Annotated in this window: 14 protein-coding genes; 11 read left to right on the plus strand and 3 right to left on the minus strand. The window is 55.6% G+C overall.

Translation table 11 applies throughout. From position 1 onward, the window contains the following. The first annotated feature begins 169 nt into the window (after window positions 1–169). The 7 genes from lon (at window position 170) to AC4IC4_RS04755 (ending at window position 6,835) form a co-directional block, all read left to right on the plus strand. Complete coding sequence (gene lon, locus AC4IC4_RS04725) at window positions 170–2,524, plus strand: endopeptidase La (protein ID WP_023334706.1); 2,355 nt, start codon at window positions 170–172, stop codon at window positions 2,522–2,524. Window positions 2,525–2,734: 210 nt separating this feature from the next. Further along, on the plus strand, window positions 2,735–3,007 hold the full coding sequence (gene hupB / locus AC4IC4_RS04730) for a nucleoid-associated protein HU-beta (RefSeq protein WP_002444653.1): 273 nt from the start codon (window positions 2,735–2,737) through the stop codon (window positions 3,005–3,007). Window positions 3,008–3,219: 212 nt separating this feature from the next. Beyond that, the gene (gene ppiD, locus AC4IC4_RS04735; protein ID WP_491472242.1) at window positions 3,220–5,091 is read left to right on the plus strand and encodes a peptidylprolyl isomerase; all 1,872 of its coding nucleotides are present in this window, start codon (window positions 3,220–3,222) and stop codon (window positions 5,089–5,091) included. Between the two features lie 148 nt (window positions 5,092–5,239). Further along, window positions 5,240–5,620, plus strand: coding sequence for a helix-hairpin-helix domain-containing protein (locus AC4IC4_RS04740; protein ID WP_491472243.1), 381 nt, complete (start codon window positions 5,240–5,242; stop codon window positions 5,618–5,620). Window positions 5,621–5,719: 99 nt separating this feature from the next. Beyond that, window positions 5,720–6,118: a YbgC/FadM family acyl-CoA thioesterase gene (locus AC4IC4_RS04745; RefSeq protein WP_491472244.1), complete on the plus strand. Its 399-nt coding sequence runs from the start codon at window positions 5,720–5,722 to the stop codon at window positions 6,116–6,118. 47 nt (window positions 6,119–6,165) lie between these two features. Continuing rightward, a complete protein-coding gene (locus tag AC4IC4_RS04750) occupies window positions 6,166–6,519 on the plus strand; it encodes a type II toxin-antitoxin system RelE/ParE family toxin (protein WP_491472245.1) in 354 nt (117 codons plus the stop codon). Then, a complete protein-coding gene (locus AC4IC4_RS04755; RefSeq protein ID WP_491472246.1) occupies window positions 6,506–6,835 on the plus strand; it encodes an addiction module antidote protein in 330 nt (109 codons plus the stop codon). The genes AC4IC4_RS04750 and AC4IC4_RS04755 overlap by 14 nt, the downstream gene beginning before the upstream one ends. 2 nt (window positions 6,836–6,837) lie before the next feature. Here AC4IC4_RS04755 and queC read toward each other — a convergent pair whose 3' ends face one another. Together queC and AC4IC4_RS04765 are read right to left on the minus strand one after the other, a co-directional pair. Then, window positions 6,838–7,533, minus strand: coding sequence for a 7-cyano-7-deazaguanine synthase QueC (gene queC / locus AC4IC4_RS04760; RefSeq protein WP_491472247.1), 696 nt, complete (start codon window positions 7,531–7,533; stop codon window positions 6,838–6,840). A 66-nt stretch (window positions 7,534–7,599) separates the two neighbouring features. Then, on the minus strand, window positions 7,600–9,300 hold the full coding sequence (locus tag AC4IC4_RS04765) for an SgrR family transcriptional regulator (RefSeq protein WP_491472248.1): 1,701 nt from the start codon (window positions 9,298–9,300) through the stop codon (window positions 7,600–7,602). Window positions 9,301–9,401: 101 nt separating this feature from the next. Here AC4IC4_RS04765 and cof point away from each other — a divergent pair, with 101 nt between their 5' ends. After that, window positions 9,402–10,220 carry an HMP-PP phosphatase gene (cof, locus tag AC4IC4_RS04770; RefSeq protein ID WP_024906827.1) on the plus strand — a complete coding sequence of 273 codons (819 nt, stop codon included), beginning with the start codon at window positions 9,402–9,404 and terminating at the stop codon, window positions 10,218–10,220. A gap of 41 nt (window positions 10,221–10,261) precedes the next feature. On the opposite strand, the gene AC4IC4_RS04775 is transcribed toward cof, so the two are convergent. After that, window positions 10,262–11,308 (minus strand): PLP-dependent cysteine synthase family protein, encoded by a 1,047-nt coding sequence (locus tag AC4IC4_RS04775; protein WP_491472249.1) that lies wholly within the window; start codon window positions 11,306–11,308, stop codon window positions 10,262–10,264. A 115-nt stretch (window positions 11,309–11,423) separates the two neighbouring features. Here AC4IC4_RS04775 and AC4IC4_RS04780 point away from each other — a divergent pair, with 115 nt between their 5' ends. From AC4IC4_RS04780 to AC4IC4_RS04790, 3 genes are read left to right on the plus strand one after another with little or no spacing between them, the layout of a single operon-like run. Beyond that, on the plus strand, window positions 11,424–11,882 hold the full coding sequence (locus AC4IC4_RS04780; protein WP_023310581.1) for an Lrp/AsnC family transcriptional regulator: 459 nt from the start codon (window positions 11,424–11,426) through the stop codon (window positions 11,880–11,882). Window positions 11,883–11,912: 30 nt separating this feature from the next. Next, window positions 11,913–13,685: a SmdA family multidrug ABC transporter permease/ATP-binding protein gene (locus tag AC4IC4_RS04785; RefSeq protein ID WP_491472250.1), complete on the plus strand. Its 1,773-nt coding sequence runs from the start codon at window positions 11,913–11,915 to the stop codon at window positions 13,683–13,685. Beyond that, window positions 13,678–15,459 carry a SmdB family multidrug efflux ABC transporter permease/ATP-binding protein gene (locus AC4IC4_RS04790; protein ID WP_032646170.1) on the plus strand — a complete coding sequence of 594 codons (1,782 nt, stop codon included), beginning with the start codon at window positions 13,678–13,680 and terminating at the stop codon, window positions 15,457–15,459. Before AC4IC4_RS04785 ends, AC4IC4_RS04790 begins: the two co-directional genes overlap by 8 nt. The last annotated feature ends 73 nt before the right edge of the window (window positions 15,460–15,532 follow it).

The raw sequence follows: 15,532 nt of genomic DNA on the forward strand, positions 1-15,532 counted from the left end.
ACAAGCAGTTAATCAAAAAGGGGGGATTTTATCTCCCCTTTACTTTTTCCGTATTCATAGCGTTGAATGTGTGGGAAACATCCCCATATACTGGATACATGTTAATGGTTATGTGAAGCACAGTGACATGACCAGCTTACCTGGCGGACACTAACTAAGAGAGAGCTCTATGAATCCTGAGCGTTCTGAACGCATTGAAATCCCCGTATTGCCGTTGCGCGATGTGGTGGTTTATCCGCACATGGTCATACCCTTATTTGTAGGGCGGGAAAAATCTATCCGTTGCCTCGAAGCCGCTATGGATCATGATAAAAAAATCATGCTGGTGGCGCAGAAAGAAGCATCAACGGATGAGCCGGGTGTAAACGATCTTTTCACCGTCGGGACCGTGGCCTCTATTTTGCAGATGCTGAAGCTGCCTGACGGCACCGTGAAGGTGCTGGTAGAAGGGCTGCAGCGTGCGCGTATTACCACTCTGTCAGACGATGGCGAGCACTTCTCTGCGAAGGCAGAGTACCTTGATTCGCCTGAGCTTGATGAGCGCGAGCAGGAAGTGCTGGTGCGCACCGCGATTAGCCAGTTTGAAGGCTATATCAAGCTGAACAAGAAAATCCCACCAGAAGTGCTGACGTCGCTGAACAGCATCGACGATCCTGCACGTCTGGCGGACACCATCGCTGCCCATATGCCGCTGAAGCTGGCTGACAAACAGTCCGTGCTGGAAATGTCCGACGTTAACGAACGTCTGGAATACCTGATGGCGATGATGGAGTCTGAAATCGATCTGCTGCAGGTTGAGAAGCGCATTCGCAACCGCGTGAAAAAGCAGATGGAGAAATCTCAGCGTGAGTACTATCTGAATGAGCAAATGAAGGCCATTCAGAAAGAACTGGGCGAGATGGACGATGCGCCGGACGAAAACGAAGCGCTGAAGCGTAAGATCGATGCGGCGAAGATGCCGAAAGAGGCGAAAGAGAAAGCCGAAGCAGAACTGCAGAAGCTGAAAATGATGTCTCCGATGTCGGCTGAAGCGACCGTTGTACGCGGCTACATTGAGTGGATGGTGCAGGTTCCGTGGAACGCCCGCAGCAAGGTCAAAAAAGACCTGCGTCAGGCGCAGGAAATCCTGGATACCGACCACTACGGCCTGGAACGCGTGAAAGACCGCATTCTTGAGTACCTCGCGGTACAGAGCCGTGTAAACAAAATCAAAGGCCCAATTCTGTGCCTGGTCGGACCGCCGGGGGTGGGTAAAACCTCTCTGGGTCAGTCCATCGCCAAAGCGACCGGACGTAAGTATATCCGTATGGCGCTGGGTGGCGTACGCGATGAGGCGGAAATCCGCGGTCACCGCCGTACCTACATCGGTTCTATGCCGGGTAAACTGATCCAGAAGATGGCAAAAGTGGGGGTTAAAAACCCGCTGTTCCTGCTCGATGAGATCGATAAGATGTCGTCGGACATGCGTGGCGACCCTGCGTCTGCACTGCTGGAAGTGCTTGATCCAGAACAGAACGTGGCGTTCAGCGATCACTACCTGGAAGTGGACTACGACCTGAGCGATGTGATGTTCGTGGCGACCTCCAACTCCATGAACATTCCGGCCCCGCTGCTGGACCGTATGGAAGTGATCCGTCTCTCCGGTTATACCGAAGATGAGAAGCTGAACATTGCTAAGCAGCACCTGCTGCCGAAACAGATCGAGCGTAACGCGCTGAAAGCCAACGAGCTGACCGTCGAGGACAGCGCGATTATCGGCATCATTCGCTACTACACCCGTGAAGCGGGCGTGCGTAGTCTTGAGCGTGAAATCTCTAAACTGTGTCGTAAAGCGGTGAAACAGCTGCTGCTGGATAAGAGTCTGAAACACATTGTGATTAACGGCGACAATCTGCACGCGTACCTGGGCGTCCAGCGCTTCGACTACGGTCGCGCGGACAACGAAAACCGCGTTGGTCAGGTGACTGGCCTGGCATGGACGGAAGTGGGTGGCGATCTGCTGACCATCGAAACCGCCTGTGTGCCAGGTAAAGGCAAACTGACTTACACCGGCTCGCTGGGTGAAGTGATGCAGGAGTCCATCCAGGCGGCGCTGACCGTGGTGCGTGCGCGTGCGGAGAAACTGGGTATCAACCCTGATTTCTACGAAAAACGCGACATCCACGTGCACGTACCTGAAGGGGCGACGCCGAAAGATGGTCCAAGCGCGGGTATTGCCATGTGTACCGCTCTGGTTTCCTGTCTGACAGGGAACCCGGTGCGTGCTGATGTGGCAATGACCGGTGAAATCACGCTGCGTGGTCAGGTTCTGCCGATTGGTGGTTTAAAAGAAAAACTGCTGGCGGCGCACCGCGGTGGGATCAAAACCGTATTGATCCCTTACGAAAATAAACGCGATCTGGAAGAGATTCCGGACAACGTGATTGCCGATCTGCAGATTCATCCTGTGAAGCGAATTGAGGAAGTTCTTAGTCTCGCACTGCAGAATGAACCCTCCGGAATGCAGGTTGTAACCGCAAAATAGTGACCTCGCGCAAAGAGCGTTAATAAAAACAAGGCTGGTAAGTCATTTCGCACTTGCCAGCCTTTTTTTGTATAGCTAATTTAGATTGCTGATTAGGTCAGCCATCAACAACGGGTGTTGTAAGGTCATGGCAGGCCTGATATAACTGCTGCGCGGTCGCGTTGTGAAGGATTCAGGCGCGATATAAATTATAAAGAGAGGAAGAGAACAGTGAATAAATCTCAACTGATTGACAAAATTGCTGCTGGTGCTGATATTTCTAAAGCTGCAGCTGGACGTGCCTTAGATGCATTAATTGCTTCTGTTACTGAATCTCTGCAGGCTGGGGACGACGTTGCACTGGTAGGCTTCGGTACTTTTGCTGTTAAAGAGCGTGCTGCCCGTACTGGCCGCAACCCTCAGACCGGTAAAGAGATCACCATTGCTGCTGCTAAAGTGCCGGGTTTCCGTGCAGGTAAAGCGCTGAAAGACGCAGTAAACTGATTGCTTTCCCGTTTCAGGGAAGCCGGAAAGTACAAGGGCGCATCATTTGATGTGCCTTTTTTGTTTGTCCAGACCTGATTTGTGCGAGTTTATGCGAGTTGTGGGCTGACAATCGCCCCGTTTTCTTGTCACAATACACCTTCACGCGCGACGGGCAGGATTTTCCGTCAGCGTCAGGTAACCAGTCACCTACAGCGGAGTGTTGTTACACCATGATGGACAGCTTACGCACGGCTGCTAACAGTCTCGTGCTCAAGATTATTTTCGGTATCATTATCGTGTCGTTCATATTGACCGGCGTGAGCAGTTACCTTATTGGCGGTGGCGCAAACTATGCCGCAAAAGTGAATGGCCAGGAGATCAGCCGTGGTCAGTTCGAGAATGCTTTTGCCGGTGAACGTAACCGTATGCAGCAACAGCTGGGCGACCAATTCTCTGAACTGGCGGCGAACGAAGGGTACATGAAGACCCTGCGCCAACAGACACTGAACCGTCTTATCGACGAAGCGCTTCTGGATCAGTATGCCAAAAAACTGGGCCTTGGCATCAGCGATGAGCAGGTGAAAAAAGCCATCTTCTCCACCCAGGCTTTCCAGTCTAACGGTAAATTCGACAACGCGCGTTATAACAGCATCGTCAACCAGATGGGCATGACGGCCGATCAGTACGCGCAGGCTCTGCGTAATCAGCTGACCACCCAGCAGCTCATCAATGCCGTTGTGGGCACCGATTTCATGCTCAAAGGTGAAACGGACGAACTGGCCGCGCTGGTGGCGCAGCAGCGCGTTGTACGCGAAGCGACTATTGATGTGAACGCCCTGGCGGCGAAACAGCAGGTGAGCGACGCTGACGTTAACGCTTACTACGAGCAGAACAAGAATTCCTTTGTTTCTCCAGAGCAGTTCCGTGTGAGCTACATCAAGCTGGATGCTGCCGCGCTGCAGGAAACCGCGTCTGATGCGGAAATCCAGTCTTACTACGACCAGCATCAGGATCAGTTCACTCAGCCGCAGCGTAACCGCTACAGCGTGATTCAGACGAAGACCGAGGCTGATGCCAAAGCGGTACTGGAAGAGCTGAATAAAGGCGCTGATTTCGCGACCGTTGCGAAAGCGAAATCCACCGACATTATCTCTGCGAAAAACGGCGGTGATATGGGATGGCTGGAAGACGCGACTACACCGGATGAGCTGAAAAATGCCGGTCTGAAAGATAAAGGTCAACTTTCTGGCGTCATCAAGTCTTCCGTTGGTTTCTTGGTCGTGCGTCTGGACGACATCACCGTGGCGAAAACCAAGCCTCTGGCTGAGGTTCGCGACGATATTGCGGCGAAAGTGAAACAGGAAAAAGCGCTGGATGCCTACTACGCGCTGCAGCAGAAGGTGAGCGATGCTGCCAGCAACGACAACGAATCTCTGGCGGGTGCAGAGCAGGCGGCGGGTGTGAAGGCGGTTGAGACGGGCTGGTTTGGTCGTGACAACCTGCCGGAAGAGCTGAACTTTAAACCGGTTTCCGATGCCATCTTCAATGGTGGTCTGGTGGGCGAGAACGGCACGCCGGGCAGTAACTCTGACATCATTACCGTCGACGGCGATCGTGCGTTTGTGTTGCGCGTCAGCGAGCACAAGCCAGAAGCGGTCAAACCGCTGGCGGACGTGAAGGATCAGGTCGTTGCCCAGGTTAAGCACAACAAAGCGGAACAGCAGGCGAAACTGGATGCTGAGAAGATTCTGTCTGATTTGAAAGCGGGTAAAGAAGACGCGCTGAAAGCGGCTGGCCTGAGCTTCGGTGAAGCGAAAACGCTGAGCCGTACCGGCCAGGACCCAATCAGCCAGGCCGCGTTTGCTCTGACTCTGCCTGCGAAGGACAAGCCAAGCTTCGGTACCACCACCGATGCGCAGGGGAACGTCGTTCTGCTGGCGCTGGATGAAGTGAAAGCCGGCACCCTGCCAGACGCGCAGAAGAAAGCGATGGTTCAGGGGATTACCCAGAACAATGCTCAGATTGCCTTTGAAGCCATGATGAGCAACCTGCGTAAAGAAGCCAAAATCAAGCTGGGTGATGTGATGACTCAGCAGCAGTAATTACGTGTCTGCTCGCAGATTTTCGTAACGCTCTGCAATAACTAAAGGCCGCTTTCGCGGCCTTTTCCATTTCTGCAATCTGCTGTTTGTACCGGGTTTATCTGGCGGCTATCGTGACGTGGCTGTCAACAAACAAGGAGATAACAGCATGAAATGTGGAATCAAAGCACTGTTAATTACGCTGGCTATTGCCACCACCGGGATGAGCGCGGGCGCGCTGGCGGCGACGCCCGCCGCCAAACCACAGGCTACGCAGAGCAAGTCCGACGCAGCCGCGCCGGTGCAAGGGCAAACCAAAGCGACTGACGTCGGTAAAAACGTGGATGATGACGGTACGCGGGTGAGTATCAATTCGGCCTCGGCGGAAGATCTGGCCCGCGTGATGAATGGCGTCGGCCTGAAAAAAGCGCAGGCCATCGTCAGCTACCGCGAAGAGTATGGTCCTTTCAAAACGGTCGACGATCTCAAACAGGTGCCGGGAATGGGGGGCGCACTGGTTGAGCGCAATCTCTCACACCTGACGCTGTAATTACGCAATTTCTTGCACTGCGGCAAAATTTTGCCAGGATAAAGAGGTCATACCAGTTATGACCTCTCATCCTACAATAACAGTAAAGGCAATTGCGCTATGCAGACAAAAATCAAAGTACGCGGTTTTCATCTCGACGTTTACCAGCATGTGAACAACGCTCGCTATCTTGAGTTTCTTGAAGAAGCGCGCTGGGACGGGCTGGAAAATAGAGAAAGTTTTCAGTGGCTGACCGCGCACAACATCGCGTTTGTGGTCGTCAATATCAATATCAACTACCGGCGTCCGGCCGTGCTGGGCGATGTGCTCACGGTGACCAGCCAGGTGCAGCAGATCAACGGCAAAAGCGGGGTGCTAAGCCAGGTGGTGACGCTCGATCCAGAAGGGCAGGTGGTGGCTGATGCGCTGATTACTTTTGTCTGTATCGATCTGAAAACGCAGAAAGCGCTGCCGTTGGAAGGGGAATTGCGGGAAAAGCTGGAGTTGATGATCGCGTAGGAATTTGTCTTTTATAAAAGACAACAGGGTTTTTCAGGGATAGAATAATGGACAGGGACTACGTTGTTGAACGTTACCGGACCCGTGACGGAAAAGTGCCGTTTGAAGAGTGGGTAGCCAGAATGAATCGAAAGGATCCGGATATGGTTTTCCGGATCCTTATGCGGATTAACCTTGCGATAAAACGTAATTTTGGCGATTACAGGTATCTCAGGGAAGGTGTTTGGGAGATGCGAGTCGACAGTGGCCCCGGCTACAGAATCTATTTTTCAGTAGAGAATCGGCAGGTTTTATTGTTACTGATCGGTGGTGACAAAAAGAGCCAAAAAGCAGATATCCAACTGGCAGTAGATTACTGGAAAGATCATCAAACAAAAGGACATTCCAATGAGTGCCGCTGAACGAAAATATTCGAGCTCCGTTAACCACCATGATGCTGTTGTGAAAATGCTGCGGGAGAATCCTTCCTACGCTCAGCGTTATCTGCAAACAGCCCTGGAAGAGATCTATGAAGACCAGGGGATCCCTGCATACTTAATCGCGTTAAGACGTGTTATCGAATCCCGCGGTGGCATAGGTGAAATCGCTACCAAAGCAGGTCTGTCCCGCCAGCAGCTATACCGAACCTTATCAGACAACGGCAACCCAACGCTGACAACGCTGATGAAAGTCACCCGTGCTGCCGGTGTGAAACTGTTCGACAGCACGGTCAAATAGCCCTATTTAAGCCCGGTCTTTTTCTGCATCACGGCCATCACGCCGGCTTTATCGGCCAGATAGTGGTTCAGCCCGTTAGCGCGAAGATTACAGGCCGCGCACTGGCCGCAACCGTCGCCTTTGATACCGTTATAGCAGGTAAGTGTTTCGCTGCGAACAAGGTCCAGCTTGCCCCAGTAGTCCGCCAGCGCCCAGGTTTCGGCTTTATCCAGCCACATCAGCGGGGTTTCAAAGCGCGTCTCTTTCGCCATCCCCAGATTGACGGCGTGGTTTAACGCTTTCACGAACTCATCACGACAGTCGGGGTAGCCGGAGAAGTCGGTCTCGCACACGCCCGTGATCACCGCTTCGGCTTTTACCTGGTAGGCGTAGATCGCCGTCAGGGTCAGGAAGAGGATATTACGACCCGGCACGAAGGTATTCGGAATGCCGCTGGCATCAGGTTCGTAGTCCGGGACGGGAATACTGTCCCGGGTGAGGCTGCTTACGGCCAGCTCATTTAACAGCGTAACGTCCAGCACCTTGTGCGCGCGTGCGCCCAGTTTCAGGGCAAGTTCACGGGCAACGTCGATTTCAGCGCGATGACGCTGACCATAATCGAAAGTCACACAGTGAACTTCATCGTACTGATGAAGAGCCTGAACCAGGCAGGTAGTAGAGTCTTGTCCTCCGCTGAACACGACGACGGCACGTTTCATAAATCATCTCGACTGTTACGGTAAAAACGTTATGTTACCGTCAGACCACGACGGCGACCAGCTTCTTCACGATTTAGGGGCGGGCAGCCAGGCTTCGGTAAAGTCAAACCAGCCGCGGGTATTGAGGCGTATGCCGTTAACTCCCGGCGGGGCGCTGATCTGGTATTGATAATTGAACAGTGGGGTGATCACCGCCTTTTCCATGAGCCGGGAGAAAATGGCCCTGAGCCCGGCATGTCTGGCCTGCTCGTCGGCCTGGGCCTGTACCGCATCCAGGGTGGCCTGCAGATGAGCATATTGCGGTGCGCTAAGCACGTGTGGCCATAGGGCATCACAGCGCAGCCACTGTTCAAGCGTATATTCCGGCGCTTCGCCAATCAGCCTGTCACCCATCATGAGGTCCGCGTCCGCCAGTTGCTGGCATCCGTCCCAGGTTTTTGCGTCGTGAAAGATAACCGTTAGCTCGCAGCCCTGCTGCGCAAGATACTGTTTTAGCTGACGCGCCATCGTGTGTAACTCAACCGGTAAATGGTAAATCAGGGTTAACTTAGTCGGCAGAGAGACATGAGTTAAATCCGACCACTGAGGGATTGCCCATCCTGGCAGTAACTCCTCTGTTGGGGTAATCAGCCCTTCGTTGAGCGGAAGCGTGTGCAGAAGCGATGAGAGATGAATGATGTTAATGAGCCGTCGTGCCTGCATTTCACTCAGACGCGGGCTTTGCTTCAGGGTGAGATAACAAAAGCCCAGACTGGTGCTGTTCGTCACCAGGCGCAGACTCTCCAGTTCATCCGGCTCGCCAATGGCGATCTGCACCGGATGGCGACAGCTGGTACCCAGCCCATAGTCAAACAGCGACGGTGTGATCCAGTATTCGATAGCCTTAAGCAGCGGGTGGCTGAGATGGTACTGTTCGTGGCTTTCCAGACGAACCAGATCCGGCTCATACACGCTGAGTCGGAAGGGACCGCAGCCCGTCAGGGGCTGTTCGGGATGTGCAAGCCGACTACAGTAGGTGGCGAGGCGGTGTGCCAGCCAGTAATCCGGCTGGTGCAGTGTGAATGTCAGACACTGGGGATGGGTGACGTCAATGCGCAGGACGCTCTGGAATAGTTTACGCAGGGCGGGTAAGGCAAAAAGCGCATTCAGGCTTTGCTGAAGCTGTCCGGTTTCGACCTTATCGCCGTTATGCCAGTGTAAGGTGGAACGTATATAAAAATGCCAGCGCAAACCGTCCGTAGACACCTCCCAGTGATGAGCGAGATCGCCCGTGGGTTCACTGCTGTTGCCGTGAAATCGCGTCAGTCCGGAGAATACCTGTCCCGCAAGATGCTGCTCCGCCCGACCAGGTAAAAAACCCGGCTGAAGCGGATCCAGTGAGCGGTAATAGGGGATACGCAGCGTTGGCGTGTCGTTTTGCCACTGCCCGCCTAAAAACGGATGCAGCAACGATCGTAATTCTGCGGGGGCAAGCTGGGCCAGTTCCAGCGCGTTATGCTGCTGCCCGCTCTTCAGCGCCTCCTCCATCATCGCATTGCGCAGTGACTCCGGCGTGACATGGAACGTAAGCTCACCCCGCTTACCGCGGCCAGACTGCGATCGCCAGCTCAGCCAGCCCGCCTCCTGGGCCTGACGCAGCAGCGTTCGGACATGCCGCTCGCTACAAAAACAGCGGGCGGCCAGCTCGCTGATGGTGACCTGTTGCGTTGCACCCAGGGAAGGCTGCCACAGGCGGTGATACTGGTTGAGTCGATTGAGCTGGCGCATAAGAAACCCGGAACAATAATTATCATCTATTCACTATTACTTCCGTATATCTCACACGATACTGATGCACAAGTTAACCGCATCACATTTCGGGAGTAATCATGGCTCGGCTCGCTGCATTTGATATGGACGGTACGCTGTTAATGCCGGATCACCGTTTAGGGGAAAAAACCCTGAACACGCTGAAGCGCCTGCACGAGCGTAATGTCACCCTGACGTTTGCCACCGGGCGTCATGTGCTGGAAATGCGCCACCTGCTGGGGGCGTTTTCCCTCGACGCCTTTCTGATCACCGGCAACGGGACGCGAATTCACTCCGTAGAAGGCGACGTGCTGCACCGACAGGATCTCAACCCGGAAGTGGCGGACATCGTGCTGCACAGCACCTGGGACACGCAGGCCAGCATCCACGTCTTTAACGATCGGGGCTGGTTTACCGGAAGCGACATCCCGGAATTATTGCACGCGCATGTTTACAGCGGCTTTAAATACCAGCTTATCGATCTGCGTCGGATCCCCGCCCATGCGGTAACTAAGATCTGCTTCTGCGGCGATCACGACGATCTGTGCCGCTTACGGATTCAACTGAATGAGGCGCTGGGCGACCGGGCGCACCTGACCTTCTCGGCGGTGGATTGCCTGGAAGTGCTGCCGGTGGGCTGTAACAAAGGTTCCGCTCTGGCGGTTCTGAGCGACCACCTGGGCTTAACGCTGCAGGAGTGTATGGCGTTTGGTGACGCCATGAACGACCGCGAAATGCTGGGCAGCGTAGGTCGCGGTCTGATCATGGGGAATGCGATGGCGCAGCTGAAAGCAGAACTTCCTCATCTGCCGGTTATTGGTCACTGCCGTAATGAAGCGGTGTCCCATTTTTTGACGCATTGGCTGGACAACAACAACCTCCCATATTCCCCCGAATAGTGAGACCCTTCCAGCAAGCCAGACTTCGGTCTGGCTTTTTTTTATTTCACAAGCTGCGCAATCTGCGCTTTCCACGGCGTGATGTCGCCAATGTTGGCCTGCACCCACTCCGCGTTGTAGTAGGTCTCAAGATAACGCTCGCCGCTGTCACACAGCAGCGTGACGATGGAACCGGTGCGACCCTCTTCGCGCATACGTGCGGCAAGCTGCAGCGCGCCCCACATATTTGTGCCCGTGGAGGCACCCACCTTGCGGCCAAGCTGCGTTTCCAGCCAGTGCGCCGTTGCCACGCTGGCGGCATCCGATACGCGCATCATCTCGTCCACCACGTCGGGGATGAAAGAGGGCTCCACGCGCGGGCGGCCAATCCCTTCAATTTTACTGCCCACCGGGCTGCGCAGACTGGCATCGCGATTTTGCCAGTAGTCGAGGAACACGGAGTTCTGCGGGTCAACCACCATCAGCTGGGTATCGTAGCCCTGACAGCGGATGTAGCGTCCGATCGTGGCTGAGGTGCCGCCGGTACCGGCGCTCATGACAATATACGACGGAACCGGATGCGGTTCGTGGGTCATCTGGCGGAAGATACTGTCGGCAATGTTGTTATTGCCGCGCCAGTCCGTTGCGCGCTCGGCGAAGGTGAACTGGTCCATGTAGTGGCCGTTCAGCTCGCGGGCCAGCATTTCGGAGGCGGCGTAGATTTCGCAGGCGCTTTCCACAAAGTGGCAGCGACCGCCGTAAAATTCGATCTGCTCGATTTTGCGTTTTGCGGTGCATGACGGCATCACCGCGATAAACGGCAGGCCCAGCAGGCGGGCAAAATAGGCTTCGGACACCGCCGTTGAACCGGATGAGGATTCAATGATGGTGGTGCCTTCTTTGATCCAGCCGTTACACAAACCGTATAAAAACAGCGAGCGCGCCAGGCGATGCTTCAGGCTACCGGTAGGATGGGTGCTTTCGTCTTTCAGATAGAGCTGAATGCCGTCAAATCCCGGCAGGGAAAGGCGAATCAGGTGCGTATCCGCCGAGCGCTGATAGTCGGCATTGATTTCGCTGATCGCATGTTTAACCCAGGTGCTATTCATCGTCGTTATCCGTTTGTCATTTTGTGCCTAGCATAGCGAAAAGCACAGAAAAAATTGTTGCTATCTGGCCTTTAAAATAGAATGAAGGGAGAAAAATTTTCTCTATGAGGTGGGTATGCTAGATAAAATTGACCGCAAGCTCCTTTCATTGCTGCAAAATGACTGTACCCTCTCTTTGCAGGCGCTGGCAGATGCCGTTAATCTGACCACCACCCCGTGCTGGAAGCGTCTTAAGAAGCTGGAAGATGACGGCATTCTTCTGGGGCGCGTCGCGTTATTAGATCCCGAAAAGCTGGGGCTTGGGCTGACGGCATTTGTGTTGATTAAAACCCAGCATCACAGCAGCGAGTGGTATTGCCGCTTCGTCACTCAGGTGTCTGAGATGCCCGAGGTGCTCGGTTTCTGGCGCATGGCCGGCGAGTACGATTACCTGATGCGCGTCCAGGTGGCCGACATGAAGCGCTATGATGATTTCTACAAGCGGCTGGTGAACAGCGTACCCGGTTTGTCGGACGTCACCTCAAGTTTCGCCATGGAACAGATTAAATACACCACAGCATTACCTATTGAATAACTTCGTAAAATACCTTCAGGAACAAACCGCGTGCGATTATTTGCCCAATTAAGCTGGTACTTTCGTCGGGAGTGGCAACGCTACCTCGGTGCAGTAGCCCTGCTTATTATCATTGCCATCCTGCAGCTGATCCCGCCGAAAGTGGTGGGGTACGTCGTGGATGGCGTCACCGAACAGCATTACACCACCGCACGGGTGTTGATGTGGGTCGGCACGCTGGTGCTGACGGCGGTCATTGTTTATCTGCTGCGCTACGTCTGGCGCGTGCTGCTGTTTGGTGCGTCCTATCAGCTGGCCGTTGAGCTGCGTGAAGATTTTTACCGCCAGCTGAGCCGACAGCATCCTGAATTTTATCTGCGCCACCGTACCGGGGATCTCATCGCCCGCGCCACTAACGATGTCGATCGCGTGGTCTTTGCCGCCGGGGAAGGGGTGCTGACGCTGGTGGACTCGTTGGTGATGGGCTGCGCGGTGCTGATCGTGATGTCCACGCAGATCAGCTGGCAGTTGACCCTGCTCGCTCTTCTGCCGATGCCGATCATGGCGCTGGCGATCAATCGCTATGGTGAACAGCTGCACGAGCGCTTTAAGCTGGCGCAGGCGGCGTTTTCGTCTCTGAACGATCGCACCCAGGAGAGCATGACCAGCATTCGCATGATCAAAGCGTTTGGCCTGGAAGACCGGCAATCTGCGCTGTTTGCGGCCGATGCGGCGGACACGGGAGCGAAAAACATGCGCGTCGCGCGTATCGACGCCCGCTTTGACCCGACCATTTATATCGCGATTGGCATGGCGAACCTTTTGGCGATTGGCGGCGGCAGCTGGATGGTGGTGCAGGGCTCGTTGACCCTGGGGCAATTAACCAGTTTTGCGATGTATCTGGGGCTCATGATCTGGCCGATGTTGGCGCTGGCCTGGATGTTTAACATCGTGGAGCGCGGCAGCGCCGCCTATAGCCGCATTCGCGCCATGCTGGCCGAAGCGCCGGTGGTCGTTGACGGCAGCGACGCGGTACCTGAAGGGCGCGGCGTCATGACCGTCGACGTCCGGCAGTTTATCTATCCGCATACGGAGCATCCGGTACTGGAGAACGTCAGCTTTACCCTACAGCCGGGCCAGATGCTGGGCATCTGCGGCCCGACGGGATCCGGCAAAAGTACCGTGCTGTCGCTGCTCCAGCGCCACTTTGACGTTACGCAGGGCGATATTCGCTTCCATGATATTCCGCTCACCAGCCTGCTGCTGGATGAGTGGCGTGGTCGCCTGGCGGTTGTCAGCCAGGCGCCGTTTCTTTTTTCTGACACCGTGGCGAACAACATCGCGCTTGGGTGCCCGGCAGCAACGCAGGAAGAGATCGAGCATGTGGCGCGTTTAGCCAGCGTACATGATGACATTTTGCGCCTGCCGCAGGGCTACGACACCGAAGTCGGGGAACGCGGCGTCATGCTGTCCGGCGGGCAAAAACAGCGTATCTCCATTGCCCGCGCGCTGCTGCTGAATGCGGAAATCCTGATCCTGGATGATGCGCTTTCTGCCGTGGATGGCCGTACCGAGCACGAAATCCTGCATAACCTGCGCCAGTGGGGCGACGGACGCACGGTGATTATCAGCGCCCACCGTTTGTCAGCGCTCACCGAAGCCAGCGAAATTCTGGTCTTACAACACGGGCACATTGCCCAGCGCGGGCAGCATGAAACGCTGGCCGAGCAGCCGGGCTGGTATCGCGATATGTACCGCTATCAACAGCTTGAAGCGGCGCTGGACGATGCGCCGGAGCAGGATGAGGAGGCCGCCAATGCGTAAGCTCGGAACGATGTGGCCGACGCTCAAACGTCTGCTGGCCTACGGCTCGCCGTGGCGTAAACCGCTCTCGGTGGCCGTGCTTTTACTCTGGATTGCGGCAATTGCCGAGGTGAGCGGTCCGCTGCTCATCAGCTATTTTATCGACAACATGGTCGCCAAAAGCTATCTACCGCTGGGTCTGGTGGCGGGTTTAGGCGTGGCCTACGTCGGCTTACAGCTGACGGCGGCAGGGTTGCACTATGCTCAGTCGCTGCTGTTTAACCGTGCAGCCGTGGGCGTTGTACAGCAGCTGCGTACGGACGTGATGGACGCGGCGCTTCGCCAGCCGCTCAGCGAGTTTGATATCCAGCCGGTCGGGCAGGTGATTTCGCGCGTGACCAACGATACCGAGGTGATCCGCGATCTGTACGTCACCGTGGTCGCGACGGTATTACGCAGCGCGGCGCTGATTGGCGCGATGCTGGTGGCGATGTTCAGCCTCGACTGGCGCATGGCGCTGGTGGCGATCACCATCTTCCCGGCGGTGCTGATTGTTATGGTGATTTACCAGCGCTACAGCACGCCGATTGTGCGTCGGGTGCGCGCTTACCTGGCTGACATCAATGATGGCTTCAACGAAGTGATCAACGGCATGAGCGTCATCCAGCAGTTCCGCCAGCAGGCGCGCTTTGGCGAACGCATGGGCGAAGCCAGCCGTTCGCACTATATGGCGCGTATGCAGACGCTGCGCCTGGACGGTTTCCTGCTGCGACCGCTGCTGAGCCTTTTCTCGGCGCTGGTGCTGTGTGGGCTGCTGATGCTCTTTGGCCTGAGCTCAAACGGTACGATTGAAGTGGGCGTGCTGTACGCTTTTATTAGCTATCTGGGACGCCTCAACGAGCCGCTGATCGAGCTCACTACGCAGCAATCGATGCTGCAACAGGCGGTCGTCGCCGGTGAGCGCGTCTTTGAGCTGATGGACCGGCCGCGTCAGGCCTACGGCAATGATGAGCGACCTCTGCAAAGCGGGGCTATCGCCTTTGATAACGTCTCGTTTGCCTATCGCGAAGACCGCCTGGTGTTGCAGGACATCACGCTTGACGTTCCGTCGCGCGGTTTTGTGGCGCTGGTGGGGCATACCGGCAGTGGTAAGAGCACGCTTGCCAGCCTGTTGATGGGCTATTACCCGGTCAAGCAAGGTGAAATCCGCCTCGACGGACGCCCGCTTGCGTCTCTCAGCCACACCGTGTTACGCAAAGGCGTTGCGATGGTGCAGCAGGATCCGGTCGTTCTGGCCGATACCTTCTACGCCAACGTGACCCTGGGGCGAGACTACACCCAGGAGCAGGTCTGGGACGTGCTGGAAAAAGTGCAGCTGGCAGAGCTGGCGCGCGGGTTCAGCGACGGGATCAACACGAAGCTGGGCGAGCAGGGGAACAATCTCTCTGTCGGGCAAAAGCAGCTTCTGGCACTGGCGCGGGTGCTGATTGAAACGCCGCAGATACTGATTCTGGATGAAGCGACGGCCAGTATTGACTCCGGCACCGAGCAGGCTATCCAGCAGGCGCTGGCCGCGGTACGCGATCATACGACGCTGGTGGTGATTGCCCACCGCCTTTCCACCGTCGTCGATGCGGATACCATTCTGGTGCTGCATCGCGGACAGGCCGTTGAGCGCGGTACGCACCGCGAGCTGCTGGAAGCAAAAGGGCGCTACTGGCAGATGTACCAGCTGCAGCTGGCGGGCGAAGAGCTGGCCGCCAGCGTGCGTGATGAAGAGTCGCTTAGCGCCTGATGCACTAAAATGAGGCGGCGCGCTAACAGTCATTCCTGTTGGTGCAAAACTGAAACGCACCCTGCACCGGCAT

This window comes from Enterobacter sp. Taxon_2 (assembly GCF_058355295.1).

Excerpts from the sequence above, each read along its gene's own strand:
- queC (WP_491472247.1), bottom strand. The coding sequence starts at position 7,533 with ATGAAACGTGCCGTCGTCGTGTTCAGCGGAGGACAAGACTCTACTACC.
- AC4IC4_RS04790 (WP_032646170.1), top strand. The coding sequence starts at position 13,678 with ATGCGTAAGCTCGGAACGATGTGGCCGACGCTCAAACGTCTGCTGGCC.
- AC4IC4_RS04740 (WP_491472243.1), top strand. The coding sequence starts at position 5,240 with ATGAAATGTGGAATCAAAGCACTGTTAATTACGCTGGCTATTGCCACC.
- AC4IC4_RS04775 (WP_491472249.1), bottom strand. The coding sequence starts at position 11,308 with ATGAATAGCACCTGGGTTAAACATGCGATCAGCGAAATCAATGCCGAC.
- AC4IC4_RS04765 (WP_491472248.1), bottom strand. The coding sequence starts at position 9,300 with ATGCGCCAGCTCAATCGACTCAACCAGTATCACCGCCTGTGGCAGCCT.
- ppiD (WP_491472242.1), top strand. The coding sequence starts at position 3,220 with ATGATGGACAGCTTACGCACGGCTGCTAACAGTCTCGTGCTCAAGATT.
- AC4IC4_RS04750 (WP_491472245.1), top strand. The coding sequence starts at position 6,166 with ATGGACAGGGACTACGTTGTTGAACGTTACCGGACCCGTGACGGAAAA.
- AC4IC4_RS04780 (WP_023310581.1), top strand. The coding sequence starts at position 11,424 with ATGCTAGATAAAATTGACCGCAAGCTCCTTTCATTGCTGCAAAATGAC.
- lon (WP_023334706.1), top strand. The coding sequence starts at position 170 with ATGAATCCTGAGCGTTCTGAACGCATTGAAATCCCCGTATTGCCGTTG.
- AC4IC4_RS04755 (WP_491472246.1), top strand. The coding sequence starts at position 6,506 with ATGAGTGCCGCTGAACGAAAATATTCGAGCTCCGTTAACCACCATGAT.
- AC4IC4_RS04745 (WP_491472244.1), top strand. The coding sequence starts at position 5,720 with ATGCAGACAAAAATCAAAGTACGCGGTTTTCATCTCGACGTTTACCAG.
- cof (WP_024906827.1), top strand. The coding sequence starts at position 9,402 with ATGGCTCGGCTCGCTGCATTTGATATGGACGGTACGCTGTTAATGCCG.